Origin of the sequence: Paenisporosarcina macmurdoensis, from assembly GCF_042658845.1 — a bacterium.
GTDB lineage: Bacteria > Bacillota > Bacilli > Bacillales_A > Planococcaceae > Paenisporosarcina > Paenisporosarcina macmurdoensis.
The window spans coordinates 292,016-318,867 of sequence record NZ_JBHSRI010000002.1; the positions used below are offsets into that span (position 1 = coordinate 292,016).

Sequence of the window (26,852 nt, forward strand, 5' to 3'; positions counted from 1 at the left end):
CAAGCTAGTAGGAGCTTTATGCTTTTCGGGCTTGCCTTTATATCAGAAAATTCGTAATATAATAGAAAAGGAGGAATGTATATATTAACTGCATGTATGAATAACGATAAAATGTTCACCATCACAAGAAATACGACAAAAGACCAGTTATTACTTTTGAGAAACACGAGCAAGTTTACATGCCCTCAATGCGAAGCCCCACTTCGCTTGAAAATTGGCAAAGTCGTGACACCCCATTTCGCTCATATTGTATTAACCCAATGCCTTACTTCCTTTTCAGAACGAGAAACCCCCACACATTTAATTGGTAAACAACATCTTGCTGAATTTTTTACACGTGTAGGATGTAAAGTATCAGTCGAAGCGTATTTACCTAAAATTTCTCAACGGCCAGATTTGTTAGTTCGAAATAAAAGAAATACGTTCGCGATTGAATTTCAATGCAGTGTAATCCCGATTGACGATATCGAAAAAAGAAATGTAGGATACTTACGAATAAAAATACCTTCTATTTGGTTGCTGCGAACGCCGCCAACCATTCCTATGAACGCCCCAGGTATTTCAGTAATAAAATTGTCTAAGTTCATTCAAGCTTTCATGAAAAATTTGCCTTCTTCAGGTAATACCATCATCACATATGACCCAACGACAGCAAAATTTATTTATATTAGTCAATTGATTCATATAAGTGGAACGTCTTTTTTAGCGAAAATTAGAGCTCTGTCAATTGAACAGCAAACATTTCCATTCGCTCAAATAAAAATACTTACTAAAGAAGAAAGGGAAGATTACTGGAATCTATTTCAATATAAACGTTTAAAATATTTGCAGAACCGTATTCATTCAAGCCCTTTTGGTGTGAAGGATCGTTTATTAAAACTCTGTTATGAAAACAAAATACGCCCGGAAGATTTACCTTTGCATATTGGGTTTCCAATACAAGATTCTCAAGTGATACAAGCCCATCTGGTTGAATGGCAATTAGCGCTTATTAGTGCACTTAGAAAACTTCATATTCAAGTTAACGATATCACTGAGACATGGATAGAATCATTTATTTTAATGCAATGTAAATTTACTGACTTAGTGAAAGCTAAAGCTGTAATTAAATGTTATTGTCATTTCCTTCACATGCTAGATTATAATTCAGTTAATCCTATTAATTCCATTGTAGTCAGTGAATCAAAATTACTTGAACTCTTTGAGGAAGTAATAGTTGCAAATCGTTGTGAGAATTGAGAAAATATAGTAGTTATTCGATTTTTCAATTAAATCGATCCGAGGGGGAAAATAAATGACGACAGAAACAAAAAACAAAATTTTGACACGTAGTGAAGTCCCAACCGAATTAACATGGAAGCTTGAAGATATCTTTTCAAGTGACGATGCCTGGGAAAGTGAATATAAAGAAGTCAGTGAACTAGCAGGCAAAGCAGATGCATTCAAAGGAACTTTTGAAAATGGTGCACAAGCGTTATATGACGCTTTAGCTTATAAGGATGAAGTATCAGAACGCATTTATCGTTTATATACCTACTCTCACATGCGCTATGATCAAGACACAACAAATAGTCATTATCAAGCTATGGATAGCCGTATTAAGACGTTACTCGTGAAAGTATCAACAGGTTTATCATTTATGACCCCTGAAATTTTAGCGTTAGATGAAGCCAAAGTTTTGAGTTATATAACTGAACATGAAGGATTAAGTTTATATAAACAAGTACTTAAGGAAATTAATGAAATGCGTCCACATGTTTTACCTGCTGAGCAAGAAGCATTGTTGGCTCAAGTTTCTGAAGTGACGAACGCTTCTTCTGAAACATTCAGTATGTTAAATAATGCGGATTTAGAATTCCCGACAATTAAAGATGAGAATGGGGACGAACTGGAATTAACACACGGCCGTTATACACGCTTTTTAGAAAGTGAAGACCGTAGAGTCCGTGAAGATGCATTCCGTGCAATGTACGGCACTTACGGGAAGTTCCGCAATACATTTGCCTCAACTCTTGCTGGAAATGTAAAACGGGATAACGTGAACGCACGTGTACGTAACTATTCTTCTGCTCGTCATGCAGCTACTTCAGAAAATCAAATTCCTGAGCAAGTGTATGATAACCTGGTCGACACAGTGAACAAAAACTTGCACTTGTTGCATCGTTACGTATCTCTTCGTAAGAAAGTTTTAGGACTAGATGAGTTGCATATGTGGGATCTTTACACACCGCTTGTAAAAGAAGCGAAAATGGAAATTCCTTATGAAGAAGCTAAAGGTATTATGCTGAAAAGCTTTGCTCCTCTTGGTGAAGAGTATGTATCAATTGCCACTAAAGGTCTTGAAAATCGATGGGTAGACGTGGTTGAAAATAAAGGCAAGCGCTCTGGTGCATATTCTTCTGGTTCATACGGGACAAACCCTTATATATTGATGAACTGGCAAGCTAATGTCAATAATTTATTTACATTAGCTCATGAGTTCGGTCATAGTTTACACAGCTATTATTCACGTGCGAGCCAACCATTTGTATATGGTAATTATTCGATTTTCGTGGCGGAAGTTGCTTCAACTTGTAATGAGGCTCTGTTAAATGAACATATGCTTAATACAATTGAAGACGATCAAAAACGTATTTATTTATTAAACTATTGGTTAGAAGGATTCCGTGGGACTGTTTTCCGTCAAACGATGTTTGCTGAATTTGAGCATTTAATTCACAAAATGGATCAAGATGGGGATGCATTAACTGCAGACAAATTAACTGAAGTTTATTATGAATTGAATAAAAAATATTTTGGTGATGATTTAGTAGTAGACGAGGAAATTGGTCTTGAGTGGGCACGAATTCCGCATTTTTACTATAATTATTATGTCTACCAATATGCAACTGGCTATAGTGCTGCGGTAGCGTTAAGCAATCAAATTTTGTCAGAAGGCCAACCTGCAGTTGAACGGTATATTAATAAATTCTTAAAAGCAGGTTGTTCGGATACTCCGATTGAAGTGCTCAAAAAAGCTGGTGTAGATATGACTTCTGCATCACCTATCGAAGAAGCATGTAAAGTCTTTGAACAGAAGCTTAATGAATTAGAGAAATTACTACTTAAATAAAATGGAGGGGGCTGTCCTAATGTCATGAAATATGACTATGGGCAGTTCCTTTTTTTATTTAGAGAGATTGATTTCCGTTACAGGCGGACGCTTTCCGCGGGCATGGCCTCAGCCTCCTCGTCGAGCAAGCTCGCCTGCGGGGTCTTCCGCTCATGCTATTTCCGCTGGAGTCGCCGCCTTTCACTCCAATCAAAAAAATATTATCATGTGCAAAACAGATAATATTAACTGGTGACAATATTCAAAAATAAGTTGAGAAGAAGGACTTATTTTTCTCTACTTATTTTATATTAAGGATTTACTAGACAGACCCTTTTTAATTATTTAGATATAACATTATGGTAGTAAGTAAAAATGAATATATCATGACTGGAAGCGCTTACTCTATGACGATTTTGTGAAAAAGATTGTGAAAGATTGATTTATTCGTTATGTCATGATATCGTTAAAATGTGAAATAAATCACATACAAACACACACCCCTTTGTTTGAACGTGAACATTTCTCCCATCCCCTTTGTGAAATAAAAAAGAACCGCCTCTCCAGAAATGGAGTAGGCGGTTCTTTATTTTAGCGCGACACCTTCGAACATTGAATAGCTATGTCTATTTCCAATCGCCAGCTCGCTTTTTATTTAGTATACGTTTTTAGTCTCCATTGATTAGTATCACCCAACGGAATTCGTTCCAATTGTTGCAACAATGTGCGTTTCTTTAATTCACGTTCTGCTGCATAGTTTGTAACGCCGTATATCGAAGCGACTTCTTTAGTTGATAAGGTATGATAGCGTAAAAATAGTTCATCTAGTGTTGGTGGTTCTTGTCGGTTTAGCTCAATATCTAACATCTCTGCTAAAATCTTCTCATACACTTCGTAAGAATAAACACCACAAACTTTTAGTCCTTCATCTTCAATCCGTTCATTAAAGAACACCATACTCGGTGATTCTGTGACATCCATTTCATTACTGATATAGAGGTCACATTGAAAAGCTCGTGTTGCTTCCTTAGACTGAATATCCGACTTGAATTCTTCTATATCCAAGTTTGCGTGTTCAGCAATTGACAGTAAACTAGAATAAGTGGCTACATTCTTCGTATCCAGGAATAATTGTTCTTGTAATTTCTGAAGATAACGCATTCCAGCTCGTTTTCCTTGAAGCTCGGCTGCTTTAATAGCAACAGAAGGAAGAGCGGGATGTGTAAAATCGTCATCATTTATCGAATCATTTTTACACAATGAATTGAGAGTAGAGAGTCTTGTGCTAAGAACAATTCGTAATGTGAAATAGTGTTCATATTCTACTTGTAATTTTCGTAAAATCGGCTGTAAATCAAAGCTTAAGGAGCAAACTGGATCTATAAAAACGTAAAGCTCAATTGGCTTTGTTGAACTCGTAGAAACAATCGCTTCGGGCGGAATCTGCAAGTTAGTCACACGATTTCCTCCTCTTGGTCTGACCGGTTCGTCATATGATGAGCCGTTAGTACAAGGCGATGATAGAAATCATCTCGAATTTTACCCTCTAGTCCAACTTCATCCATTGCTATAGCCATACATTCAAGCCAAGCTTGGGCTCTTTCTGGTGTTATCGGGAAGGGAATGTGTCTTGCTCGTAACATTGGGTGTCCGTGTTCCTGTGAATATATATTTGGCCCGCCTAAATATTGCGTCAAAAATTGTTTTTGTTTACGAGCAGTTTCCGTTAAGTCATCTGGGAATATAGGCTTAAGCTTTGGATGTGCCGCTACTTTTTCGTAAAACGCATCAACAAGTCGCGACAATACATCTGGACCAATTTCCTCATAAGGAATTATAGGTTTTCGGTTCATTTTTTTGAACTCCTTTGCTTTCGCTGTAATCCCATTCTATCAACCTCACGTATTTTTCTCAAACAAATCGATTTTGGAAAAAGTTCCATATCGTACTAATTAAACAAATTGCCTTTCAAACGCTTTTAAAGGGCTCCATGGAAGTCACTAATTATATCGTATTAACTCCTTGCCGCTTTCATGAAACGTGCAATTTTTTTTAGGGTTTGACGCTTAGGTATTTGGTGAAGTTTGAGCAAGTCATCGAAGCTTTGTTGACCGCTTCCTACATCGGATACTTCGTACTCAACCTCGTAATCGGTAATACCTAAATATTCCGAACGATCGAAGACAAGTAATCCACCTTGAAAGGATAATTCTGCACGCTCTGTACGAAGTGAACCGAATGCCAACAATAGCTCTGGCAACTGTTGAAATTCACAATAAATTCGGGGGTTTATTGAATGATTTCGCAAAATTTTGTCGCGTTCAATTGCTGAAATCAAGTGCGTGGTTTCCATCATAGTATGGACATTGTCAGTAGGTGCTTTTAACGTTAATTCATTGCGTTCTCCAACTACTCTTAATCGGAAGCCCATTAAAGAATCTCGTAACTGATGATTTGCTGTATCAAAATAGGTGTTAGTCTGAGCCTGAAAGTCTTGTGGTGAAATGCTAAAGGCACTGCATAGTCGATCAAACTCTTCTTTTTCTAATAGGTTTTTAAATTCTATTTCTTTTTGAATGCTCATTAAGGATCACCGCCTTACTTCATATTATCCTAAAAAAATTGCAAACTGCAACAAACGAGCAGCTGTGATAAAATATGAGGTAAGTAAAGATTGAAAGGAAGAGCGTCCATTGCGTAAAACTTATATTGTAGATAGCGGTGTTCAAAATGGTTCAGACATTCGCTTTTTATTACAAGAAGACCCTAACGAACTCGAAGTAAAAGCAGGTGGTCAGTTAATTACTGATACAGATAAAAATGCTTTTGTTTATTTAATGGATGTTGCGGATGGGTATACATACGTACAGTTTCCTAAGACTGTATGGCCGTTACTTGCTGCATCACTAGAAGCAGATAAAGAACCAGTTTTGACTTGGGGACAGACTGAAATCCCACTCGACAATTTTCGAGAAGAATTAAGCATGCTTATCTTTAACATTGAAGGTAATCATAATTACGGCGAAGAGTTTTCTACCGCAGTTGAAGAAGCGTTTAAAGATCAACTGTCACTATCATAAAATCACGGTAATAGGGGCAAGGGGGACTCGTCATGGGACAATGGGAACGATTTTTAGAGCCTTATAGACAAGCTGTAGATGAATTGAAAATTAAATTTAAGGGCATGAGAGCCCAATATGAAATAGAAAACACTAACTCACCGATTGAGTTTGTTACTGGTCGAGTGAAACCGATTGCAAGTATATATGATAAAACACTTGAAAAAGGAATCGCATTTGAACCTTCAACACGTTTGGTACACGAACTGCAAGATATTGCAGGGTTACGCATAATGTGCCAATTTGTGGACGATATTGAAACTGTCGTGGAGTTATTACGTAATAGACATGATATTAAAGTCGTCGAAGAGCGTGATTATATCTCACATGAAAAACCAAGTGGCTATCGATCTTATCACATGATCGTGGAATATCCTGTTCAAACCCTTCATGGCAAAATTCACATATTAGTAGAAATTCAAATTCGTACATTAGCTATGAATTTTTGGGCATCGATCGAGCATTCGTTAAACTATAAATACAAGGGACTATTTCCCGAAGAAATAAAGAATCGTTTGCAAAGTGCAGCTGAAGCGGCATTTCGTTTAGATGAAGAAATGTCACTCATTCGTGATGAAATTCAGGAAGCACAAAAATATTTCAGTGAAAATAAAGAGAGTGGAAATGTGAATTTCTCTACCAATACTAATGAAAGTAGGTCGAAGCATTCATGAAATTTGCCATCCAATCACGTAATGATGCATACTCCAACAAACTCATGGCTCAAGCAAGAACATATTTGTCGGATTTTGGGTTAGAGTGGAATGAAGACTCACCTGATATCGTCATTTCGATTGGTGGAGATGGCACTCTACTGCATGCCTTCCATCGATATCGGGAGCAATTGTCTACAGTAGCATTTGTAGGAATCCACACGGGGCATTTAGGTTTTTATGCGGATTGGAAACCTGCTGAAATCGAAAAATTAGTGATTTCGATTGCTAAAAAAGAATTTGAAGTCATTCAATATCCGCTTCTTGAAGCAACTATTAATTATCGCAATATCGATGAGCAGAGCGTCTACTTAGCTTTAAATGAAAGTACGGTTAAATCACCTGATGTGACATTAGTGATGGATGTAGAGCTTAATGATAGTCATTTTGAACGCTTCCGTGGAGATGGGCTTTGTATGTCAACGCCTTCAGGCAGTACGGCTTACAATAAGGCACTTGGTGGAGCTGTGCTTCACCCTTCATTAGAAGCTATGCAATTAACCGAAATGGCTTCTATTAACAACCGTGTTTTCCGTACAGTAGGAGCGCCACTTATTTTGCCAGCACATCATACCTGCGTCTTAAAGCCAGTTAAAGCTCTTGACTTTATGGTGACGATTGATCATTTGCAATTGCTACATAAAGACGTCAAATCCATACAATACCGTGTCGCAAAAGAAAAGGTACGATTCGCAAGGTTCCGCCCATTCCCATTTTGGAAACGCGTGCATGATTCGTTTATTGATAGCGATGTCTAATCAATTTAAACTTACATTTAAAGCCACAGAAGAAACGTTGCTTCGCGAAGCTTTAGCTGAGTGGGGCATATCAAAACGTACATTAACCTCGATTAAATTTGATGGAGGTACCTTACTTGTCAATGGACAAGAAAAAACGGTCAGACATCCACTTGTGTTAGGGGATGTAGTGACCGTTCTTTTTCCTTTAGAAGAAGTGAGTGAAGGGTTAATTCGCCAAAAAGGGCCATTAGATATTGTCTATGAAGATGATGTATTGTTTATCGTTAATAAGCAGCCTGGGCAAAGCACAATTCCTTCACGTGAACATCCGTCAGGAACACTGGCGAACTATGTAGCTTTTTATTATGAACAAATGTCCATTCCTTCGACTGTTCACATATTGACTCGTCTCGACAGGGATACATCAGGACTGGTGTGTTTAGTGAAAAATCGACACATTCATCACATCATGAATCATAATCATTTGATGAATAAAACATATGAAGCGATTGTTCATGGCAAAGTTAGTCATTATTCTCAGGAAATAATAGCACCAATTGGTCGAAAAGGAAGCAGTATTATTGAACGAGAGGTTCGAGAAGGTGGTCTTTTCGCTCATACAGATGTCGACGTCATTCGACACAATTCTGATTTTTCTCATGTAAAGTGTTTACTGCATACGGGTAGAACTCATCAAATCCGCGTCCATTTAGCACATATTGGCCATCCAATCATTGGAGACGATTTATATGGGGGGAAAGTTGAGTTAATCTCCCGTCAAGCACTTCATTGCTCATCAGTGGACATTAAACATCCATTGACTGGAGAAATGATGACTTTTACAAGTCCAATACCAGAAGATATGAGGAATCTGCTTATTTAATCAGCAAATTCATGAAATTTTTCTATCACATAGGGTTGCAGAGACGGTACTGACAACACTTCTAACTCAGGATATCGTAGAGCAGATAATTTGCCACCAAATACACAGCCTGTGTCGATGTTGACGGTATGGTTTTTAAAGCGTGCTTCTTTTGTAGGCGTGTGACCATACACTATTAAAGAAGATCCTTTATACTCTTTAGCCCAGTCTTTGCGAAGGGGTCTTCCATCTGCAAGACGTTCGCCTGTAATATCACCATATAAGACAAAAACAATGATATTTTTTTGCAGAGGTTTACCTATCATATCTTCACGAATTCCTGCATGAGCAATAATAATTTGGTCATGGTCAAGTTGTTGATATAAAGGCAGTGCCTCATAAAAATTAATATATCGTTTTCTAAATTGTTCACGTTTGACCTTAGACAACTGCTTGAATTCTTCGACTGTTGTTTCTAATCCATGGCTAATTTGCACTTTATGTCCCTTTAAAAAACGGTAAAGTTTATTACAATGATTTCCCGGGGAATAAAGCAACTGATTGGCGTCTTCCATGGCAAATAATAAGGTTAAAACTTTAAGGGATTGTGGTCCTCTATCAGTAGCGTCCCCTACAAATGCTAATTTACGTCCTTTTGGATGAACGAATGCACCCGTTTTATGCTGGTGATAGCCAAGTTTTTTAATCAATAAAATCAATTCTTCGTAACAGCCATGAATATCACCGATAATATCATATGCCAATTCATTCACCTCTTATTAAAAAGTATTGTGATACCATAAGTGTAACCGATACAATGAGGAATAGAGAAATAAAAACACGTAAGGAAGGAGGGACATATATGATAGAAGAGCGTAAAACTAACGAAGAACACCAACTTGATTATGACCAATTGCTGACATTTTTAAATGATCACCAAGTTGATGCATTTAGAGAGGAATTCTTAGCACTTCATCCGTATGATCAAGCACAATTTTTTGAAAAGGTGGGACCTGATAGTCGACAAATTATCTATCAATATCTCTCTCCGAAAGAAATGGCTGAAATTTTCCAATCAATCGAGCTAGATGATGACGAATATGCACCATTCTTAAAAGAGATGGAAACAATCTACGCTGCTGATATGTTATCCGAAATGTATGCAGATGATGCAGTAGACGTATTAAATGAGCTAGGTAAAGATCAAGTAGCTAGCTATTTAACCATTATGGACAATGAATCAGCTCAAGAGATTAAAGACTTATTGCACTATGAAGAGTATACAGCGGGTTCAATTATGACGACAGAATATGTCGCCATACCGGAAAATTCAACTGTACGATCAGCCATGACAATATTACGTAATGCTGCACCAGAAGCTGAAATTATTTACTATCTGTTTGTTGTAAACGATGATCATCAATTAACCGGGGTTGTATCATTGCGGGATTTAATTATCGCAGAAGAAGATACGTTAATTCGTTCGATTCGAAATGAACGGGTAGTTAGTGTATCCGTTAGTGAAGATCAAGAAGAAGTTGCTAGAATGATTAAGGACTATGATTTCTTAGCAGTGCCAGTAGTCGATTTTCAAAATCATTTACTCGGAATTATCACAGTCGATGATATTTTAGATGTACTAGAAGAAGAAGCCAATGACGATTACTCAAAATTAGCAGCCGTGTCTGAAATGGATACGTTTGATAAAGGACCCTTAACTGCCGCAAAAAAAAGACTACCGTGGTTAATTATTTTGCTGTTTCTGGGTATGTTTACAGCAAGCTTAATGGGGATATTTGAAGAAACCCTTGATAAAGTAGCGATTTTAGCCGTTTTTATTCCTCTAATTGCAGGAATGGCTGGGAATAGTGGAACACAAGCACTTGCTGTTGCCGTTCGTGGTATCGCTACTGGTGATATCGCTGAACAAAGCAAAATGAAATTATTGATGCGTGAAGCGGGAACTGGTCTAATTACAGGTATCGTTTGTGCCGTATTCAGTGTGGGAATTGTATTTTTCATCCAACATGATTTATTATTGGGGCTTTTAGTCGGGACCGCTATTTTTGGTTCCATATTTGTTGCAACTTTGTCAGGTTCTTTCATACCGCTTCTCATACACCGGATGAATATCGATCCAGCTGTAGCATCTGGACCTTTTATTACTACACTCAATGACATTATTAGTATTTTAATATATTTAGGTTTAGCAAGCATGTTCCTCACGCAGTTATAAATAGGTAATTTCATAATACAAAAAGAAGCAACAGGTCGTAATTACCTGTTGCTTCTTTTTGTTATTGGACTATTAAAAAAAGCAGGCATCCGACTACCTTGTGCTTTTTTTTCTGCCACGATTATCGAACTGTGCCGAGCACTTTTCACTGTGAATTGACGAAACGCCCATAGAATAGTCAGTTCCGCTGATATACGACAGAGAACCGCTGATAGTCGACACAAATCCGCTCATAGAGGAGCCGAAACCGCTCATAGGCATGACCAAATGAGTCAGATTCGCTGATAGACGCCAGAACCGCTGATAGTCGACACAAATCCGCTCATAGAGTAACCGAATTCGCTCATAGACTACTATTCTTAAAGATTTTTTTGCACTAATGTTTTTTGTGATGTATTATTAGTACCAGGTAATAATAATAAGAATTAACAAGGGGGATTTTTTCATGTCTTTGTCATTACAAGGAAAAACATACGTCATCATGGGTGTAGCAAACAAACGCAGTATTGCTTGGGGGATTGCACAATCTTTAGATAAAGCTGGTGCAAATATTATTTTCACGTATGCTGGAGAACGCTTTGAAAAGTCTGTTCGTGATTTAGTGGCAACATTAGAAGGAAAACATGAATTAGTTCTTCCGTGTGACGTTACGAATGATGAAGATGTTGAGAAATGTTTTTCAACAATCGGGCAAGAAGTCGGTAAAATTGATGGCTTAGCTCACTGTATCGCTTTTGCGAAAACAGAAGAATTAGCAGGGAATTTCTCAGATACGTCTCGTGAAGGATTTTTATTAGCGCATAATATTAGTGCGTTCTCGTTAACAGTTGTAGCAAAAGCTGCGAAGCCATTAATGACTGAAGGTGGCAGTATTGTCACATTAACGTATTTAGGCGGAGAAAAAGTCGTGCCGAACTATAATATTATGGGTGTAGCTAAAGCTTCATTAGAAATGTCAGTTCGCTACCTAGCAGCAGACTTAGGAAAACATAATATTCGTGTAAATGCGATTTCAGCAGGGCCAATTCGCACGTTGTCTTCTAAAGGTGTTAGTGACTTTAATAGTGTTCTGAAAGAAATAGAAGAGCGTGCTCCACTTCGTCGTAATACTACTCCTGAAGAAGTTGGCGATACAGCACTATTCTTATTTAGTCAGTTATCTCGTGGGATTACTGGCGAAACGATTCATTGCGACAGCGGCTTTCACATTCTGTAAACAGATAGCATAAACTATCTCAAAAAGGGTGTGTATGTTTCAGTGGAAAATGATCCGCTCCTTTTTGTCCAAGGACCTCCGGTATATCGGCATATACCTAAGGTTAGACATTGGCAAGAAGAAAGTACTTCGATCTTCCCCGAGCCCGTTTTAAAAGCAGTCGAAAAGGATCCTTTAATGTGGAATCGATTGCGTTTTTTACAGACAGATTTTGCAAAACATGTTTATAAGCCATTATGTTTTCACCTCCAAGATGGAGAAAAAGTATATGGTGTTGTGGAGGCTTTACATCCAGATAGTGTTCAAATTAAATTGGCAGATGGTGAAATTACAGCATTTGAAGTTCATGAGATTAAAGAAATATGGTGGAGAGGTAAAATTCTGCCAACTCGAATTTAATTGATTATAAGGAAAGACATCCATTAACCACTATGGATGTCTTTTTGTATGAAAAAAAATAGAAGCAACTATCCTCTTATTTCTATTTCGTATAAATTTTTATTATATTCTACTCATATTATCATTCATTCGACACAAACTACATAGAGTCAAAAATCAAGCCCGACTTCCTATTTAAAGGAAGTCGGGCTTATTAGACACTGCACTCTTAAAGTGTTTATTTTTTATTCACAAACATCTAGAAATACGTCTGCCACACATTCAATGCCACAGAAGCAATTCAAGTCAACGGTAATACAGCTGCTAGAAAGTCGATAATCACGAACTTTACAGATTGCTTTCAAATTCAATTTAGTACCACAGTCACTTAATAGATCAACCTCTTTATGATGATGATCTAGTGGCTCTAATACACGAAGAGTTGCACAGCAACCATCGAATACGTCTTCTACACGGAAGAATACGGAGAAGCAGTCACAGTCATGACGATCATTGTCACGGAAAAATGCTTTGAACGGCGTGCCATCTTTTGTCAATAACATGAATACGCGAGTATCAGCTTGATGACGTGATGGACTTACTAATCCACCTAGTGGCTCTAAGAAGCAATTCGTTGGACACACTGGACAATCGTTGTCCACTACTGCATCCTGAATGTCTTTAATTGCACGGACTACGTCACAGATACAATGATCTTTCTTAATGCCTAGAACTGATGAAGTTGATGATTCCAAGTTACGTCCACATCCCATTTTGTTTTCACCTCGCTATCTTTCAAAGTCTTTATACTGTATGTCGATTGTGTTCGAACAACAGGGCGCGTAAACCAATCTATACATAAACTTTTACTAAAACACCATACTAGGATAAAAGGTGAGAATATGATGAAAAAATTATGGTTGATGAGCTTTATCTTAGTAGTAGTAGCAGGTTGTTCAGAAGCACCAAAAGTTTCGACTTATCACGTCGATGATGATCAGCAAGAAATTGAGACATTGCAAAAAGTTTTTACAGATAATCGAAATTTAAGTGAAGCAGCTGGGGTGTTTTTTGATCATCAACTGGTCGTTTCACTCCAAGTACAACCGATGTCTAAATTCAAAAAGGAAAAAATCGAAAAATCAATCGAAAAAGAAGTAAAATCACTATTTCCAGATCATGATGTCTTTGTTTCGAGTGATTTAAAAATTACGTGGGAATTAAAGAAAATCATTAATGAACAACCAACAATGGATGATTTGAAAAAAGATTTAGCCGATCTTCAAGCACTAGCAAAGGAGGAAACGTAATGGACGCTAAATCATACCAACAAACGGTAGATCAAATGGCACCAAAACGTCCAGTCATTAAGAACTGTATGAAGGCATTTCTGACAGGTGGAATTATATGCGCGATTGGTCAAGTCATCTCTTTTCTATACATGTATTTTTTCAATTTCACAGAACGAACAGCCAGTAATCCTTCAGTAGCAACAATCGTCTTTCTTTCAATGGTACTAACGGGTTTTGGTATCTATAAAAAAATTGGTCAGTTCGGTGGAGCAGGGTCTGCAGTACCAGTTAGTGGTTTTGGTAATGCAGTCATCTCAGCAGCCATTGAACATAAATCAGAAGGATTTATTCTCGGTGTCGGGGTTAACATGTTTAAACTCGCAGGACCGGTTATTGTATACGGAGTATTCTCTGCATTTGTCGTAGCTCTAATTAAAACGATACTTGTCAAAATGGGGGTAATCTCTTGGTGAAAAAAACAGGTACGTACCAATTCGCCTCTAAGCCGAGTATTGTCTCAACCGCTGTTTCGGTAGGGCCACTTGAAAAAGATAGTCCGTTTCATCCGCATTTTGACTTTATTTATGAGGATGAGCGAATTGGACAAGAGACGAATGAAAAAGGTCATTCTCAATTAATAGAAGATACATGTAATATGGCCGTGACGAAAGGCGGATTTCAGCTAAAGGATATCGATTTATTCCTTGGTGGAGATTTAATCAATGAAATGACACCTACTAATTTTGCTGCTCGCCAATTAGCGACTCCATTTATGGGGATGTTTTCTGCTTGTGCAACAAGCGTTTCGTCTCTCATAACGGCAAGTTTTTTCCTTGAAACCAATCTTATGGAAACCATATTATTTGGCGCTGCAAGTCAGCATAACGCTGTAGAAAGACAATTCCGCTATCCAATAGAATATGGAGCGCAAAAACCACCTACGGGTCAATGGACAGTCACTGCAGGTGGCTACGGTATCCTCTCCCATCATCAAAGTAATAAACCGTATGTTCATTCAGCCACGATTGGTCAAGTAATTGATTGTGAATGTACAGACCCGCTTGATATGGGAAGCGCAATGGCGCCAGCAGCGTTTGATACAATCCAAAAACACCTAGCTCAAAATAAGGGTACTTCTTACGATTTTGTTATGACAGGTGATTTGGGCAAAAATGGATTTTCGATTCTTCAGGAATTAATTAAGTCGAGTGGTGTTTCTTCGTTTTTAGTTGATAATTACCGTGATGCTGGAGCTGAATTTTACGGTAATGATGAGAAGTTTTTATCAGGGGCTAGCGGAGCAGGTTGTTCGGCATCCGTATTTTTCGGTCCTATATATGCAGAGGTCTTGAACAAAAAATGGAAGAAGATATTACTCGTAGCAACAGGTGCTTTACTATCCCCATTATCATTTCAACAGGGTGAAACCATACCATGTATAGCCCATGCTGTTGAACTGTCGATGGATTGAGGTGAAAATATGATCGTTTCTGTAATTATTGCATTTATTATTGGTGGACTCGTTTGCGTAGTTGGACAACTTCTTTTTGATGTGGCGAAATTGACTCCTGCTCATACATTAAGTTTATTGGTTGTCATTGGTTCAGTTCTCGATGGATTTGGTTTATATGAACCCTTTATTGACTTTGCGGGGGCTGGTGCAACCATTCCTATTACTTCATTTGGGAATTCACTTACCCATGGTGCTTTGCAAGAGGCTGAGAAGCATGGCTTTATAGGTGTATTAACCGGTATGTTTGAAGTAACTAGTTCAGGTATCAGTGCTGCCATAGTTTTTGGAGTGATAGGTGCTATTATTTTTAAATCCAAAGGGAAAGTGTCCTGAGTAAAGTGCCCTTGTCTTTTGATCCTATTTGCATATTCTAGGTCGAATGGGAAGGGAGGAAGTAGTATGTATGGAAGTAATAATTTTTGCAGTAATTGTCCATCTCGTGAACCTGTAAAAAGGGTCATCATTTGTTCTCATTGTCATACTCTTCATCCTATTAATCATTGTAGGTAGTAGGTTTATGAGATAGGAGGAAAACAAATGCACGATTCATTTTTTAAGAAAATCGAGCAAAAAACGGGTGTGTCTATGGATGAAGTTTTCACTTTAGCAAATGCGATCCAATACGCTGATTTTTCTGATGAGAAACAAGTGAAAAAAATTGTTCGTAAAGTATCAAAAATTGCAAACAAACCAATTTCAAAAGAATTAGAAGATCAAATAGTGAAGTCAGTTGTTGAAAAGGGAAATAAGCTAAATCTAAATGAGATAGCTTCTATGATGAATCAGAAAAACGAATAAAAAAAAGCACTTGTTCAATTATGAACAAGTGTTTTTCTAAAGCTTATATATTTTTTTGCATAGCACGATGAGGAATGCCGGCATCCAAAAATTCAGGAGATGTAATCTCATAATGAAGTTTTTCATAGAAAGTAACAGCATAAGATTGTGCGTTTAGTTTAACCGAAGTTAGACCTGCTTCTTTTGCGTATGATTCCATTTTATCCATCATTAAATTCCCTAAATGTTGGCCACGGTATTGTGGTAATATGCAAACGCGTTCCACTTTTGCGATGCCTGGTTCTGGTTCCCGAATGCGGCCAGCCCCGATTGGCATTTCGTCGTCATATGCGACAAAGTGGATGGCAGACTCATCATATTCATCTAATTCCAAATGAACAGGAACATCTTGTTCTTCCACAAATACTTTTTGTCGTACATAAAAAGCATCTTCGCGTTCTTTTTCACTTTCCACTCGTTTAGCTGAAATCAAATTGGTTTTCAGCTCCATTCAAACGGAATGTTTCATAAACGGTCCATGAGCCATCTTCAAGTTGGTAAAGCAAATGCAAGCGATCAATCATTTCTTCGTGATCCACACCAATCATTCTTACTTGTGCGTAAATGTCGTCATGTTCTCCAGATGCCATTTTTTGTGCAATTGTAATATGTGGGACAAACGCATATTCAGTTTCACTACCTAAACTTTCTTTGTGCAAGTCTTCATGTAATTTAACTAAATCATCCGTTGGAACTACTTTGAAGTAAATTGCATTTGTTACGGGAGCGAATGAACTAAAACTTGTTGTTTGCAATTTGAACGGATTATGCTGATCCGTTACTTTTCTGATTTTTTTTGATAGTTCTTCAATTTCGTTGTCATTTGCTTCAAAAACACCCTTAAGGGTCATGTGAGGAGTAATGAGCGCATAATGTGGGTCATAACGTTTACGGTACGAGTTTGCTAAATCTTGTAGTTTTTTAGATGGGAATGCAACGACTCCATATTTCATCCTAAAAACCTCCTTCTTAGTTGTGTGTTCATACTTTTATTATAGCAAATTTTATGGTTTTGGCTTAATTTTAACGATTAGAGACTGAAATTCATTTTAATCGCCCGTTTTAAATCCGGCTGCCAATGCTTCCAAGTATGGTCTCCTTCAAATTCGTCATAGAACAGCGAAAATCCTTTTTCTTGCATCAATGAATTTAGTAATCGATTCGGTTGTAAGAAATTTTCTATTTGGCCATTTGTCGTTTTCACTTCATCTTCACCTGTCCCGATAATATGATAAACCGAGAAAGAATGCGGAGTACGAATGTTTTCTACTTGAGATAAAACTTCTTCATTGACCATAGGAGAGTGTAAAAGAACCTTCCCAAATATATTTGGATATTTCACTGCAGCGAGAAGTGATACAGTTGCTGCTAAGGAATCTCCGATTAATGCTCTTCCCATACCAATTTGATAAGTAGGGTATGTTTCATCTAAATAAGGAACAAGTTCATGTGCAAGGAAACGTAAATAGGCAACATGCTGTTCACCAGATGGATGGTATTTTTTGCTGCGATCTTCTACACTTTTATAGGGAACCCCAACAATGATCATATTTTCAATTTCTTTGTTTTCTAGTAGTTCATCAGCAACACGTGAAATACGTCCTAATTGGAAGTAATCTTTTCCGTCATTTGCAATTAATACTGTATATTTATAAAGTGGTGAATAGTTTGCTGGTATGTAAATCAGCAGTTGCATTTCTTCTTGTAAGGCGTCACTGAATAGCGTGACGTCTTGAATGGTACCTTTAGACATAGGTCAGGACCTCCTCCAAATCTTGCTACAGAAATTGTACCATAATGCAGGTGGAAGGTATAATTATGAATAACAACAACTAGAATTGAATGAAATGGAGATGGCATGTTGGATAACAATGGAGTACGAATTCACTCACAACGAGTATTAGAGGCTACTAAAGCAGCATTGGAACGACGCGGGGTTTCGATTGAAGAAATAGCCAAAATCGTTTTAGAAATGCAATTAGCTTACAATGTGGGTCTTACAATAGAACATTGTATAGAGTCAGTTGAAAGTGTTTTAAAAAAGAGAGAAATGCAACACGCTATTTTAGTAGGCATAGAGCTAGATGAATTAGCAGAGAAGAAAATGCTATCCGCACCTTTACAACAAATAGTGGAAGCGGATGAAGGTCTATTTGGAGTGGATGAAACAATTGCTCTTGGATCAGTATTTACTTACGGAAGTATAGCTGTCACCACGTTTGGTCATTTAGACAAAAATAAAATAGGCATTATTAAAAAACTAGATACAAAAATTGGTGATGGAGTTCATACGTTTTTAGATGATTTAGTCGCAAGTTTAGCTGCATGTGCTTCTTCCCGAATTGCACATCGAACACGTGATTTAGAGGAGCATAATGAAACGTTTGCTGATATTGAACCAGAAGCGACTGCACCTGAGTCGAAAGTTGAGGGTGCAACGACTTAATTATTTGTTAATAATAGACATCTGACTTCCCTCTGAATCTTCCAATTGAATGATTATTCATGCTAAAATGATAATTGTACAAAAAACAGATTTAGGGGGAATTATTAATATGACGAAAAAGAAATTAGGAATTCTTGCAACACTTGGTTTATCTGCGTCTTTAATGTTAAGCGCGTGTAATGCAGGTGGCGGTAGTGAAGAAGAATACAAATTCTTAAGTATCGTAACAGGCGGTACGACAGGAACTTATTACACACTTGGTGGAACACTTGCACAAATCATTTCAGATGAAGTGGGTGTAGATACAACGGCTGAGGTATCTCAAGCATCAGCAGCAAATATGACTGCTCTTAAAGATGGCAAAGCGGAAATTGCTTTTGTACAAACTGATATCGCTTATTATGCAACAGCAGGAGAGTTGATGTTTGAAGGTGAAGCGATCGATTCAATTGCTGCAATTGGTGCTCTTTACCCAGAAACGATTCAATTAGTAACAACAGCTGACGCTGGAATTGCTTCTTACGAGGATTTAAAAGGCAAAAAAGTATCTGTAGGTGCACCTGGATCAGGAACATTTGCAAATGCTGAACAATTATTAGAAATTCATGGTATGACAATGGAAGACATAGAAGCACAAAACTTAGATTTTGCTGAATCACAAGAGAGTTTACAATCTGGCCAAATTGATGCTGCTTTCATCACATCTGGTACACCAACTGGAGCTGTAGAAGCTTTAAGTGCAACTACTGAAGTAGTGATTGTACCTGTTGAAGATGCAAAAGCTGATGAATTAATCGAGAAATACCCATATTATGCGAAGGAAACAATCCCTGTTGGCACATATAAGTCAACAGCTGAAGTTCCAACAGTATCTGTTCTTGCTATGTTAGCTGTTAGCAAAGATCTTCCAGAAGATTTAGTATATGATATTACAAAAGCAATTTATGAAAACACAGACAAAATCCAACATCCAAAAGGTGCATTTATTAAAGCTGAAACGGCTTTAGATGGAATCGATATTGATGTTCATCCAGGTGCACAGAAGTATTTTGACGAAGTTAAGTAATTAGGCCTCTAACTAAAAGAATTTCACAATTGCGATGGGGCTAACTGCTCCATCGTTGTTCTTCTTTGCACTGAAAAAAATAGTATTTACGTTAGTAACAAAACATGTCAATTCTCCTATTTTAGAGAGTTCCGTGTTTTTTCAAAAAGTGAGGGACGGAATTTGAAAAAAAGGACAATCTTATTGACGGTTTTACTTGTGATAAGTATGTTTCTCTTAATGGCCTTTATTCCATACAAATGGAGTTTCGTATTCTTCGAGCAACGGACCACAAATCCAATTGCCTATCTTCCTCTTGAAAAGGAAAAGTCTTTTCAAATCCGCTATACACATTCCATTCATTTATCGGATGTCTTAGAGACCTATAAAGTTACAAAGAAACATGACATTCAACTTTCTTCACTCGAATACGAAGATTTTGCAATCGGCATGCCATCTGGTGCAGGAAAAGGCGAGAACTTTGTCGAAAAAGATGGTAAGTATTACATAACAAACATGTCGCAAGTTATGCCTTCATTTAATATACTTGTTGGTGACATTGATCGTGATTTAGCTTTTCGGTATGTAGAAGATGAATATCATTTAAAAAATTATTTAACTAGAGGCGAGACGTATACGTTTCAAGTAACACGGTTGTCCCTGGTTGACCAACTGAGAGGAGCTAAGCTTCGTGAGTGATAAAATAAAAGATGAACAACATGAACAACATGAACAACATGAACAACATGAACACCATGAAAAATTCGAACAATTAACTGATGAAGAACAGCGTCATATTTTAGAAAAATATGATCCTGAGTCCAACACCCGAGATTTACAAGGTACTATGTTGAAAGTCGTATTCTATGGTCTATTAGCTTTTTCTTTATTCCAACTATATACAGCTATTTTTGGTCAATATACAGCTTACCTACAACGATCCATTCATTTAGGGTTTGCACTGTCCCTAATTTTCTTGCTTTTCCCTGCGATTAAAAAAGCAGAGAGAACGAAAAGAAATAAAATTCCGTTCTACGATTATATACTCTCTATTCTCTCCATTGGAGTTGGTTTGTATTGGCCAATAATGGCTAAAGAATTATACTTCCGAGTTGGAAACGTGACGACGATGGATTTGATTGTCGGAATTCTAGCTGTGTTGTTAACGCTAGAAGCTACACGACGAGCTGTTGGTATGCCGATCACCATTATTGCATCAACTTTCTTGGCGTATGCATTTTTTGGTCCATATTTCCCGGGCTTCTTGGCACATCGAGGTCAAGATTTAGATAGTGTAATTCAATTAATGTTCTTCACAACAGATGGTATTTTAGGTACACCTCTTAGTGTATCTGCCACATTTATTTTTGTATTCTTGCTCTTTGGTGCTTTCTTAGTTAAGACGGGTGTTGGTCAATACTTTAATGACTTAGCAGTCGCATTTGCAGGTCATCTTATTGGAGGACCTGCAAAGGTAGCCATTTTTTCTAGTGCGCTTCAAGGAACAATTTCAGGAAGTTCAGTAGCAAATGTCGTTACATCAGGTTCATATACAATACCTATGATGAAAAAACTGGGGTATAAAAAAGAATTTGCTGGTGGAGTTGAAGCGGCGGCTTCAACTGGTGGACAAATTATGCCACCAATTATGGGAGCCGCAGCATTTTTAATGGTTGAATTCATCGGTGGGATCGAATACTGGGATATTGCAAAAGCTGCAGCTATTCCGGCACTGTTATATTTCACTGGAATTTGGATAATGACTCATTTCGAAGCAAAACGTGTAGGTTTACGCGGATTGACAAAAGAAGAAATGCCAAATCGAATTGAAGTATTGAAGAAAGTATATTTATTGCTTCCTATAGTAGGAATCATTATTTTCTTACTTATCGGTATTCCAACGATGCAAGCTGCACTTTGGGGGATTGTATTAACGATCCTAGTCAGCTCATTTAATAAAGAGACACGTCTAAACTTTAAAGATATGATTGAGGCATTAGTCGACGGAGCACGAACAGCACTTGCTGTTGCAGCTGCGACCGCAGCCGCAGGTATTATTGTTGGTGTTGTTGTTAAGACAGGTCTTGGCTTAAGTTTAGCGAATGGACTAGTTTCTGCTTCAGGCGGAAACGTTTTATTAACATTATTCTTTACGATGTTAGCAGCCATTGTATTAGGAATGGGCTCTCCAACAACTGCAAATTATGTTATTACTTCGACGATTGCAGCACCTGCAATCATAACATTACTAATGCTTGATTTACCGGAGGGTGCGGCAGTTCCAATGGCTATTGCATTATCTGCACATTTATTCGTATTCTACTTTGGTATTATTGCCGATATTACACCACCAGTTGCATTAGCTGCATTTGCAGCAGCTGGAGTGTCAGGTGGCGACCCTATAAAAACTGGGTTTGTGTCAGCCAAACTTGCGATAGCGGCATTTATCATTCCTTATATGTTCGTGTTATCACCAGAATTGCTGATGATTGATACAACTATTCCACAAGTACTTTGGGTTTTAGTTACCGCAATTTCCGGTATGATTTCGATTGGTGCGGGAATGATTGGCTATTGGTACCGTGAAGTGAAATGGTATGAGCGAATTTTAGCTGTCATCGCTGGTTTGCTACTTATTTACCCAGAAGGTTTATCAGACACAGTTGGCTTGATTATGTTCGTGTCATTATTCGCAATTCAATATTTCACACGAGATAAGAGCCACGATAAGAAAAAATCAGTTCCTGCAGTGTAAGTAATTAATTACCTTTAAAGAATCGCAATGGAGATATACTCCATTGCGATTTTTTTTTACTAGAAAGTATGAAGAAATGAGTATACAGACATACTTAGAGGAGAAGCCACAATAAATTATTATTAATTGTCTTTGGACATGCATATGCTAAATAAACTGCATAAAAAAATGAAGGAAAGGGTGAGACAGTGGAGGACCGATTAATAGAAAGTTTAGGGCAATATTTCGTTTATCATAAAATTAGAGAACGCTATGGACTAACGTTTGAGCAATTTATTGAGAAATGGGAGCGTGGAGTTTGGAAAGCATAATTAATACCAATCAATAAACATCACCTCTTTGGAGATGATGTTTTTTTGTGACCAATTCATTCATTCATTTAAACTCAACCAAATCGTAATTCTTTGAATTACCCAGGCAGGTATCAGTTGAATTGGTAGCAATTTTAGGAAACCTCATGATAGGATAGAGTAAATGCAGGCAAGATTTCTGAATGTTGCCTACATAATACTACTTAGTAATACTTCGTTGAAGTTACACAAATTACAAGGAGGTTGACGAATATGTTTGATTACACAGTTGAAACTGAAAAGAATATGGATGAAGCGATTAAGGACCTAGAGGCAAGTTTAAAAGAAGAAAAATTTGGGGTTTTGTGGACTTTTGATATAAAAGAAAAGCTGCAAGAAAAAGGTCTTGAATTTGAAAAAGAATTCAAAGTTCTTGAAGTTTGTAATCCACTGGAAGCTCAAAAAGTTTTAAATGAAAATGAGATGGCCGGTTATTTTCTGCCTTGTAAAATTGTTGTGTATGAAAAAAACGGAAAAACAAACATTGGAATGCCAAAACCAACGTCGCTTATTAGCATGTTAAATGATGATAAGATGGAGCAGTTTGCTAAAGATATTGAAGATCGCTTAATAGTCTGTATTAATAAAAGTGTGTGAGAACTTAGTTGTTCCTTATTAAAAACTGGTTCAACCTTCATTAAATATGATCGTTGAGCCAACTTATTTTGGAATATAAATAAGACACTGCTCATATAGTGAGTGGTTACTTGTTGCATAATGAATCGACTTACTGCCTATTTACGAATGGAACTATTGAATATGCTATGGGTTGACTTCTTTTTTTTTATAAAGTAATATACCCATGGGGGTAATAATTATTATTACGCCGAAATAATTTATTGGAGGTTTTAAGGATGAATGTAGATAAAATTTTAGATGCAAAAGGGTTAGCTTGCCCAATGCCAATAGTTAAAACAAGAAAAGCAATGAACGAACTTGAAAAAGGTCAAATATTAGAAATTCATACAACAGATAAAGGTGCTAAAAACGACTTAACTGCGTGGGCTAAATCAGGTGGTCACGAATTATTGAAATACGATGATGAAGAAGGAACTGTATTTAAATTCTGGATCCAAAAAGGTTAATTTAAACTTAAGTCAACATCTTCATACAAGAAAAATATGTTTTATATAGGGGATATTAAATGTCTGAACAGAAAAGAACGACAATTATTTTATTCAGTGGGGATTATGATAAAGTAATGGCCGCTTATATTATTGCAAACGGAGCAGCTGCTTATGATCATGAAGTTACTATTTTTCATACGTTTTGGGGATTAAATGCCTTGCGTAAAGACGAAACGATCGAAGTGAAAAAAACGTTTATGGAAAAAATGTTTGGTAAAATGATGCCAAGAGGCGCAGATAAAATGGGCCTTTCAAAAATGAATTTTGCTGGGTTTGGACCGAAAATGATTAAGGACGTTATGAAAAAACATAATGCGATGACTGTGCCTCAATTAATTGAAATGGCTCAAGAACAAGAAATTAAATTAGTAGCTTGTACGATGACTATGGATTTATTGGGACTAAGTCAAGCTGAATTATTGGATAACATCGAATATGCAGGAGTTGCCGCGTACTTAGCTGATGCTCAAGAAGGTAACGTCAACTTATTTATATAGATAAAGATTGCAAATAAATATGAAAATCAGCCATACCGATATGTAATTACATTTAATTTGAGGGGGATTATCAATTGAAAACAATGACTGCAAAAGAAGTAGAATTAGCATTAGCTGAAGGCACAACTTTAAATATTCTGGATGTACGTGAAGCGGGAGAAGTGGCAGCTGGGAAAATTCCTGGAGCAGTAAATATCCCTTTAGGATTACTTGAATTCCGTATGAACGAGTTAGATAAGTCGAAAGAATATATTATGGTTTGTCTATCTGGTGGTAGAAGTGGAAGTGCTTCTCAATTCCTAGAAAGTTATGGTTATAATGTCATTAACATGGCTGGTGGAATGTATAACTGGGAAGGTACTGTTGATTAATATTTTTTTATACAAACAAATACCCTGTAAGGTATTAAGGGAGAGATTATTAAATGAATGATATTAAGGTAAATGAAATCTTAGATGCAAAAGGATTAGCATGTCCTATGCCTATCGTGAAAACAAAAAAGGCAATGAATCGATTAGAAGCTGGTCAGGTTTTAGAAGTCTTAGCTACAGATAAAGGGTCAAAAGCCGATATTAAAGCATGGGCAGGAAGTACAGGACATCAATATCTTGGTACGCTTGAAGAAGGCGGAGTGTTAAAACATTATTTAAGAAAGTCTTCCGGCGCAGATACCGTTGAAAGAAATCATCCGAACGTGGTAACTAATGAAGTTCTCGATCAGAAGCTAAAAGAAACGAATGACTTAGTTATCGTGGATGTTAGAGAATCTGCAGAATATGCATTTGACCACATTCCAAATGCAATCTCTATTCCTTTAGGCGAATTAGAAAGTCGTTTGAATGAATTAGATAAAGATAATGCCATATATGTTGTCTGCCGTACTGGAAATAGAAGTGATTTCGCTTCTCAAAAGTTAGCAGAAAACGGTTTTACAAATGTTATGAACGTTGTACCAGGTATGAGCCAATGGACTGGCGAAACGAAAAGTATTACTAACTAATAACTTATTAAAAACTAGGAGGAAAAGAAAATGACAAACAAAGTAGCAATTATCGCAAGTAACGGTGGATTATTCGATGCATATAAAGTATTTAATATTGCAACAGCAGCAGCTGCAACTGATAAAGAGGTAGCTATTTTCTTCACATTTGAAGGACTTAACTTAATTCATAATGAAGCATATCAACAACTTCCAATCCCTGCAGGAAAAGAATATTTCGTAGAAGGTTTTGCTAAAGAAAATGTTCCAGCTATTCCTGACTTAGTAGCAATGGCTCAAGATCTTGGTGTTAAGTTTATTGGATGCCAAATGACAATGGATGTTATGGGGTTAGATAAGAACGCATTTGTTGATGGAATCGATGTAGGTGGAGCAGTTACATTTTTAGAATTTGCTAAAGATGCTGATGTAACGCTAACATTCTAATTTTTTGATAAATTATATACCGTAGGAGGTAAAATGTTAATGACTGTAAATAGTATGAGTGCTAAAGAAGTAACTAAAAAAGTAATCAATAAAGAACCATTTTTCATTTTAGATGTGCGTAACGAAAGTGATTTTCAAGATTGGAAAATCGAAGGAGAAAACTTCGACTATTTGAATATCCCGTATTTCGATTTGCTTGATGGTGTTGAAGAAATCATGAAAGATCTACCTTCTGATAAAGAAATTCTTGTAGTTTGTGCAAAAGAAGGGTCTTCAATTATGATAGCAGAAATGCTTTCTGAGGAGGGTCTAACGGTTTCTTATTTACAAGGTGGAATGAAAACTTGGAGTGAACATTTAGAACCTGTGAAAGTTGGGGATCTTGGTAATGATGGCGCAATCTATCAATTCGTTCGCATTGGTAAAGGTTGCTTGTCGTACATGGTCATTTCAAATGGCGAGGCTGCAATTATTGATTCGACAAGAATGTCTGATGTTTACCTTGATTTTGCAGAAAGCCAAGGAGCAAAAATTACACATGTATTTGATACGCATCTTCATGCAGATCATATTTCGGGTGGTCGCATAATTGCTCAAAAAACGAACGCAACATATTGGTTGCCTCCGAAAGATGCAACTGATGTAATTTTTGAATATCAAGCGTTAGAAAATGGCAATGATGTTAAGATTGGTAACACAATGATCAATATTCATGCTCTATATTCTCCAGGGCATACGATTGGGTCTACTTCTTTTGTTATCGATGAAAAATTCTTGCTTTCCGGTGATATTTTATTTATTGACTCGATCGGACGACCTGACTTAGCTGGTATGGCAGAGGACTGGGTTCTTGACCTTAGAGAAAGTTTGTATACGAAATTCCGTGAATTATCGGATGAACTTCAAGTTCTTCCAGCTCACTTTATGATTATCGATGAATTAAACGAAGATGGTAGTGTTCATGCAAAACTTGGCACTTTGTTTGCGAATAATCACGGGTTAAATATTCAAGACGAAGATACGTTTAGAAAATTAGTAACAGAAAATTTACCACCACAACCTAATGCGTACCAAGAGATTCGTCAAACAAACATGGGAATAATAACTCCTGATGAAGAGCAACAACGTGAGATGGAAATTGGACCAAATCGTTGTGCAGTACGTTAATAACAATTAATAAATGAAGAGTAATGAAATAATTCATAAGGA

General features: G+C 37.1%; 33 protein-coding genes and 1 pseudogene. 26 read left to right on the forward strand and 8 right to left on the reverse strand.

All coding sequences use genetic code 11. From position 1 onward, the window contains the following. Nucleotides 1–75: 75 nt before the first annotated feature. A complete protein-coding gene (locus tag ACFPYN_RS01290) occupies nucleotides 76–1,239 on the forward strand; it encodes a competence protein CoiA (protein WP_377732074.1) in 1,164 nt (387 codons plus the stop codon). A gap of 55 nt (nucleotides 1,240–1,294) precedes the next feature. Continuing rightward, a complete protein-coding gene (gene pepF / locus ACFPYN_RS01295; RefSeq protein ID WP_377732075.1) occupies nucleotides 1,295–3,112 on the forward strand; it encodes an oligoendopeptidase F in 1,818 nt (605 codons plus the stop codon). A gap of 630 nt (nucleotides 3,113–3,742) precedes the next feature. On the opposite strand, the gene ACFPYN_RS01300 is transcribed toward pepF, so the two are convergent. The 3 genes from ACFPYN_RS01300 to ACFPYN_RS01310 all read right to left on the reverse strand — a co-directional run bounded on the left by ACFPYN_RS01300 (nucleotide 3,743) and on the right by ACFPYN_RS01310 (nucleotide 5,675). Next, nucleotides 3,743–4,549 (reverse strand): ClpXP adapter SpxH family protein, encoded by an 807-nt coding sequence (locus ACFPYN_RS01300; protein WP_377732076.1) that lies wholly within the window; start codon nucleotides 4,547–4,549, stop codon nucleotides 3,743–3,745. Continuing rightward, on the reverse strand, nucleotides 4,546–4,944 hold the full coding sequence (locus tag ACFPYN_RS01305) for a globin domain-containing protein (protein WP_377732077.1): 399 nt from the start codon (nucleotides 4,942–4,944) through the stop codon (nucleotides 4,546–4,548). Before ACFPYN_RS01305 ends, ACFPYN_RS01300 begins: the two co-directional genes overlap by 4 nt. A 161-nt stretch (nucleotides 4,945–5,105) precedes the next feature. Next, nucleotides 5,106–5,675 (reverse strand): CYTH domain-containing protein, encoded by a 570-nt coding sequence (locus tag ACFPYN_RS01310; protein ID WP_377732078.1) that lies wholly within the window; start codon nucleotides 5,673–5,675, stop codon nucleotides 5,106–5,108. 109 nt (nucleotides 5,676–5,784) lie between these two features. On the opposite strand from ACFPYN_RS01310, the gene ACFPYN_RS01315 reads away from it, so the two are divergent. Genes ACFPYN_RS01315 through ACFPYN_RS01330 form a run of 4 tightly spaced genes read left to right on the forward strand, consistent with a single transcriptional unit; the run spans nucleotide 5,785 to nucleotide 8,546 of the window. Beyond that, nucleotides 5,785–6,171, forward strand: coding sequence for a UPF0738 family protein (locus ACFPYN_RS01315; RefSeq protein WP_377732079.1), 387 nt, complete (start codon nucleotides 5,785–5,787; stop codon nucleotides 6,169–6,171). A gap of 32 nt (nucleotides 6,172–6,203) precedes the next feature. After that, nucleotides 6,204–6,884, forward strand: a complete 681-nt coding sequence (locus tag ACFPYN_RS01320) for a GTP pyrophosphokinase (protein ID WP_377732080.1) — start codon at nucleotides 6,204–6,206, stop codon at nucleotides 6,882–6,884. After that, the gene (locus tag ACFPYN_RS01325) at nucleotides 6,881–7,681 is read left to right on the forward strand and encodes an NAD kinase (protein ID WP_377732081.1); all 801 of its coding nucleotides are present in this window, start codon (nucleotides 6,881–6,883) and stop codon (nucleotides 7,679–7,681) included. Before ACFPYN_RS01320 ends, ACFPYN_RS01325 begins: the two co-directional genes overlap by 4 nt. Continuing rightward, a complete protein-coding gene (locus ACFPYN_RS01330) occupies nucleotides 7,653–8,546 on the forward strand; it encodes an RluA family pseudouridine synthase (protein WP_377732082.1) in 894 nt (297 codons plus the stop codon). The genes ACFPYN_RS01325 and ACFPYN_RS01330 overlap by 29 nt, the downstream gene beginning before the upstream one ends. Here the strand turns inward: ACFPYN_RS01330 and prpE are convergent. Next, the gene (gene prpE, locus ACFPYN_RS01335; RefSeq protein ID WP_377732083.1) at nucleotides 8,543–9,289 is read right to left on the reverse strand and encodes a bis(5'-nucleosyl)-tetraphosphatase PrpE; all 747 of its coding nucleotides are present in this window, start codon (nucleotides 9,287–9,289) and stop codon (nucleotides 8,543–8,545) included. The genes ACFPYN_RS01330 and prpE overlap by 4 nt on opposite strands. A 98-nt stretch (nucleotides 9,290–9,387) precedes the next feature. Here prpE and mgtE point away from each other — a divergent pair, with 98 nt between their 5' ends. The 3 genes from mgtE (at nucleotide 9,388) to ACFPYN_RS01350 (ending at nucleotide 12,376) form a co-directional block, all read left to right on the forward strand. Then, nucleotides 9,388–10,761 (forward strand): magnesium transporter, encoded by a 1,374-nt coding sequence (gene mgtE / locus ACFPYN_RS01340; RefSeq protein WP_377732084.1) that lies wholly within the window; start codon nucleotides 9,388–9,390, stop codon nucleotides 10,759–10,761. Between the two features lie 445 nt (nucleotides 10,762–11,206). Then, nucleotides 11,207–11,977 (forward strand): enoyl-ACP reductase FabI, encoded by a 771-nt coding sequence (fabI, locus tag ACFPYN_RS01345; protein ID WP_377732085.1) that lies wholly within the window; start codon nucleotides 11,207–11,209, stop codon nucleotides 11,975–11,977. A 177-nt stretch (nucleotides 11,978–12,154) separates the two neighbouring features. Continuing rightward, the gene (locus tag ACFPYN_RS01350) at nucleotides 12,155–12,376 is read left to right on the forward strand and encodes a hypothetical protein (protein WP_377732086.1); all 222 of its coding nucleotides are present in this window, start codon (nucleotides 12,155–12,157) and stop codon (nucleotides 12,374–12,376) included. Nucleotides 12,377–12,600: 224 nt separating this feature from the next. Here the strand turns inward: ACFPYN_RS01350 and ACFPYN_RS01355 are convergent, their stop codons facing one another. Beyond that, nucleotides 12,601–13,128: a CotY/CotZ family spore coat protein gene (locus tag ACFPYN_RS01355; RefSeq protein WP_377732087.1), complete on the reverse strand. Its 528-nt coding sequence runs from the start codon at nucleotides 13,126–13,128 to the stop codon at nucleotides 12,601–12,603. A 132-nt stretch (nucleotides 13,129–13,260) separates the two neighbouring features. On the opposite strand from ACFPYN_RS01355, the gene ACFPYN_RS01360 reads away from it, so the two are divergent. The 6 genes and pseudogenes from ACFPYN_RS01360 to ACFPYN_RS01385 all read left to right on the forward strand — a co-directional run bounded on the left by ACFPYN_RS01360 (nucleotide 13,261) and on the right by ACFPYN_RS01385 (nucleotide 15,958). After that, nucleotides 13,261–13,665: a hypothetical protein gene (locus ACFPYN_RS01360; protein WP_377732088.1), complete on the forward strand. Its 405-nt coding sequence runs from the start codon at nucleotides 13,261–13,263 to the stop codon at nucleotides 13,663–13,665. Next, nucleotides 13,665–14,120, forward strand: a complete 456-nt coding sequence (gene spoVAC, locus ACFPYN_RS01365) for a stage V sporulation protein AC (protein ID WP_377732089.1) — start codon at nucleotides 13,665–13,667, stop codon at nucleotides 14,118–14,120. Before ACFPYN_RS01360 ends, spoVAC begins: the two co-directional genes overlap by 1 nt. After that, nucleotides 14,117–15,118, forward strand: a complete 1,002-nt coding sequence (locus tag ACFPYN_RS01370) for a stage V sporulation protein AD (protein ID WP_377732625.1) — start codon at nucleotides 14,117–14,119, stop codon at nucleotides 15,116–15,118. The genes spoVAC and ACFPYN_RS01370 overlap by 4 nt, the downstream gene beginning before the upstream one ends. A gap of 9 nt (nucleotides 15,119–15,127) precedes the next feature. After that, the gene (spoVAE, locus tag ACFPYN_RS01375; RefSeq protein ID WP_377732090.1) at nucleotides 15,128–15,493 is read left to right on the forward strand and encodes a stage V sporulation protein AE; all 366 of its coding nucleotides are present in this window, start codon (nucleotides 15,128–15,130) and stop codon (nucleotides 15,491–15,493) included. 121 nt (nucleotides 15,494–15,614) lie between these two features. After that, nucleotides 15,615–15,686, forward strand: a pseudogene (locus ACFPYN_RS01380) (YjcZ family sporulation protein); the annotation flags it as partial. Nucleotides 15,687–15,697: 11 nt separating this feature from the next. Continuing rightward, entirely contained in the window at nucleotides 15,698–15,958 is a 261-nt protein-coding gene (locus ACFPYN_RS01385; protein ID WP_377732091.1) for a stage VI sporulation protein F, read from the forward strand. Nucleotides 15,959–16,001: 43 nt separating this feature from the next. Here ACFPYN_RS01385 and ACFPYN_RS01390 read toward each other — a convergent pair whose 3' ends face one another. The 3 genes from ACFPYN_RS01390 to ACFPYN_RS01400 form a co-directional block, all read right to left on the reverse strand. Beyond that, complete coding sequence (locus ACFPYN_RS01390; RefSeq protein ID WP_377732092.1) at nucleotides 16,002–16,430, reverse strand: GNAT family N-acetyltransferase; 429 nt, start codon at nucleotides 16,428–16,430, stop codon at nucleotides 16,002–16,004. Continuing rightward, nucleotides 16,417–16,950, reverse strand: a complete 534-nt coding sequence (locus ACFPYN_RS01395; RefSeq protein WP_377732093.1) for a YjcG family protein — start codon at nucleotides 16,948–16,950, stop codon at nucleotides 16,417–16,419. The genes ACFPYN_RS01390 and ACFPYN_RS01395 overlap by 14 nt, the downstream gene beginning before the upstream one ends. A 77-nt stretch (nucleotides 16,951–17,027) precedes the next feature. Further along, nucleotides 17,028–17,750 (reverse strand): alpha/beta hydrolase, encoded by a 723-nt coding sequence (locus ACFPYN_RS01400; protein ID WP_377732094.1) that lies wholly within the window; start codon nucleotides 17,748–17,750, stop codon nucleotides 17,028–17,030. A 105-nt stretch (nucleotides 17,751–17,855) separates the two neighbouring features. Here ACFPYN_RS01400 and ACFPYN_RS01405 point away from each other — a divergent pair, with 105 nt between their 5' ends. The 11 genes from ACFPYN_RS01405 (at nucleotide 17,856) to ACFPYN_RS01455 (ending at nucleotide 26,810) form a co-directional block, all read left to right on the forward strand. Next, the gene (locus ACFPYN_RS01405; protein ID WP_377732096.1) at nucleotides 17,856–18,443 is read left to right on the forward strand and encodes a phosphatidylglycerophosphatase A family protein; all 588 of its coding nucleotides are present in this window, start codon (nucleotides 17,856–17,858) and stop codon (nucleotides 18,441–18,443) included. Between the two features lie 109 nt (nucleotides 18,444–18,552). Continuing rightward, complete coding sequence (locus ACFPYN_RS01410) at nucleotides 18,553–19,509, forward strand: TAXI family TRAP transporter solute-binding subunit (protein ID WP_377732097.1); 957 nt, start codon at nucleotides 18,553–18,555, stop codon at nucleotides 19,507–19,509. Nucleotides 19,510–19,671: 162 nt separating this feature from the next. Continuing rightward, on the forward strand, nucleotides 19,672–20,187 hold the full coding sequence (locus ACFPYN_RS01415) for a DUF1850 domain-containing protein (protein ID WP_377732098.1): 516 nt from the start codon (nucleotides 19,672–19,674) through the stop codon (nucleotides 20,185–20,187). Then, complete coding sequence (locus ACFPYN_RS01420; RefSeq protein WP_377732099.1) at nucleotides 20,180–22,243, forward strand: TRAP transporter permease; 2,064 nt, start codon at nucleotides 20,180–20,182, stop codon at nucleotides 22,241–22,243. The genes ACFPYN_RS01415 and ACFPYN_RS01420 overlap by 8 nt, the downstream gene beginning before the upstream one ends. 563 nt (nucleotides 22,244–22,806) lie before the next feature. Next, on the forward strand, nucleotides 22,807–23,190 hold the full coding sequence (locus ACFPYN_RS01425; RefSeq protein ID WP_377732100.1) for a DUF302 domain-containing protein: 384 nt from the start codon (nucleotides 22,807–22,809) through the stop codon (nucleotides 23,188–23,190). Between the two features lie 257 nt (nucleotides 23,191–23,447). Further along, nucleotides 23,448–23,678, forward strand: a complete 231-nt coding sequence (locus ACFPYN_RS01430) for a sulfurtransferase TusA family protein (RefSeq protein ID WP_377732101.1) — start codon at nucleotides 23,448–23,450, stop codon at nucleotides 23,676–23,678. Between the two features lie 59 nt (nucleotides 23,679–23,737). After that, the gene (locus tag ACFPYN_RS01435; RefSeq protein WP_377732102.1) at nucleotides 23,738–24,217 is read left to right on the forward strand and encodes a DsrE/DsrF/DrsH-like family protein; all 480 of its coding nucleotides are present in this window, start codon (nucleotides 23,738–23,740) and stop codon (nucleotides 24,215–24,217) included. Between the two features lie 74 nt (nucleotides 24,218–24,291). Next, complete coding sequence (locus ACFPYN_RS01440; protein WP_377732103.1) at nucleotides 24,292–24,588, forward strand: rhodanese-like domain-containing protein; 297 nt, start codon at nucleotides 24,292–24,294, stop codon at nucleotides 24,586–24,588. A gap of 53 nt (nucleotides 24,589–24,641) precedes the next feature. Then, entirely contained in the window at nucleotides 24,642–25,217 is a 576-nt protein-coding gene (locus ACFPYN_RS01445) for a sulfurtransferase TusA family protein (protein WP_377732104.1), read from the forward strand. 30 nt (nucleotides 25,218–25,247) lie between these two features. Beyond that, nucleotides 25,248–25,643, forward strand: a complete 396-nt coding sequence (locus ACFPYN_RS01450; RefSeq protein WP_377732106.1) for a DsrE/DsrF/DrsH-like family protein — start codon at nucleotides 25,248–25,250, stop codon at nucleotides 25,641–25,643. Nucleotides 25,644–25,682: 39 nt separating this feature from the next. Beyond that, nucleotides 25,683–26,810: an MBL fold metallo-hydrolase gene (locus ACFPYN_RS01455; RefSeq protein WP_377732107.1), complete on the forward strand. Its 1,128-nt coding sequence runs from the start codon at nucleotides 25,683–25,685 to the stop codon at nucleotides 26,808–26,810. Nucleotides 26,811–26,852 lie beyond the last annotated feature (42 nt).

Coding starts and splice junctions, on each gene's coding strand:
- pepF (WP_377732075.1), top strand. CDS start 1,295: ATGACGACAGAAACAAAAAACAAAATTTTGACACGTAGTGAAGTCCCA.
- ACFPYN_RS01290 (WP_377732074.1), top strand. CDS start 76: ATGTATATATTAACTGCATGTATGAATAACGATAAAATGTTCACCATC.
- ACFPYN_RS01320 (WP_377732080.1), top strand. CDS start 6,204: ATGGGACAATGGGAACGATTTTTAGAGCCTTATAGACAAGCTGTAGAT.
- ACFPYN_RS01405 (WP_377732096.1), top strand. CDS start 17,856: ATGTTGGATAACAATGGAGTACGAATTCACTCACAACGAGTATTAGAG.
- ACFPYN_RS01435 (WP_377732102.1), top strand. CDS start 23,738: ATGTCTGAACAGAAAAGAACGACAATTATTTTATTCAGTGGGGATTAT.
- ACFPYN_RS01410 (WP_377732097.1), top strand. CDS start 18,553: ATGACGAAAAAGAAATTAGGAATTCTTGCAACACTTGGTTTATCTGCG.
- ACFPYN_RS01305 (WP_377732077.1), bottom strand. CDS start 4,944: ATGAACCGAAAACCTATAATTCCTTATGAGGAAATTGGTCCAGATGTA.
- mgtE (WP_377732084.1), top strand. CDS start 9,388: ATGATAGAAGAGCGTAAAACTAACGAAGAACACCAACTTGATTATGAC.
- ACFPYN_RS01400 (WP_377732094.1), bottom strand. CDS start 17,750: ATGTCTAAAGGTACCATTCAAGACGTCACGCTATTCAGTGACGCCTTA.
- ACFPYN_RS01330 (WP_377732082.1), top strand. CDS start 7,653: ATGATTCGTTTATTGATAGCGATGTCTAATCAATTTAAACTTACATTT.
- fabI (WP_377732085.1), top strand. CDS start 11,207: ATGTCTTTGTCATTACAAGGAAAAACATACGTCATCATGGGTGTAGCA.
- ACFPYN_RS01430 (WP_377732101.1), top strand. CDS start 23,448: ATGAATGTAGATAAAATTTTAGATGCAAAAGGGTTAGCTTGCCCAATG.
- ACFPYN_RS01350 (WP_377732086.1), top strand. CDS start 12,155: ATGTGGAATCGATTGCGTTTTTTACAGACAGATTTTGCAAAACATGTT.
- ACFPYN_RS01385 (WP_377732091.1), top strand. CDS start 15,698: ATGCACGATTCATTTTTTAAGAAAATCGAGCAAAAAACGGGTGTGTCT.
- ACFPYN_RS01445 (WP_377732104.1), top strand. CDS start 24,642: ATGAATGATATTAAGGTAAATGAAATCTTAGATGCAAAAGGATTAGCA.
- ACFPYN_RS01450 (WP_377732106.1), top strand. CDS start 25,248: ATGACAAACAAAGTAGCAATTATCGCAAGTAACGGTGGATTATTCGAT.
- ACFPYN_RS01425 (WP_377732100.1), top strand. CDS start 22,807: ATGTTTGATTACACAGTTGAAACTGAAAAGAATATGGATGAAGCGATT.
- ACFPYN_RS01310 (WP_377732078.1), bottom strand. CDS start 5,675: ATGAGCATTCAAAAAGAAATAGAATTTAAAAACCTATTAGAAAAAGAA.
- ACFPYN_RS01455 (WP_377732107.1), top strand. CDS start 25,683: ATGACTGTAAATAGTATGAGTGCTAAAGAAGTAACTAAAAAAGTAATC.
- ACFPYN_RS01395 (WP_377732093.1), bottom strand. CDS start 16,950: ATGAAATATGGAGTCGTTGCATTCCCATCTAAAAAACTACAAGATTTA.
- spoVAC (WP_377732089.1), top strand. CDS start 13,665: ATGGACGCTAAATCATACCAACAAACGGTAGATCAAATGGCACCAAAA.
- ACFPYN_RS01325 (WP_377732081.1), top strand. CDS start 6,881: ATGAAATTTGCCATCCAATCACGTAATGATGCATACTCCAACAAACTC.
- spoVAE (WP_377732090.1), top strand. CDS start 15,128: ATGATCGTTTCTGTAATTATTGCATTTATTATTGGTGGACTCGTTTGC.
- ACFPYN_RS01360 (WP_377732088.1), top strand. CDS start 13,261: ATGAAAAAATTATGGTTGATGAGCTTTATCTTAGTAGTAGTAGCAGGT.
- ACFPYN_RS01355 (WP_377732087.1), bottom strand. CDS start 13,128: ATGGGATGTGGACGTAACTTGGAATCATCAACTTCATCAGTTCTAGGC.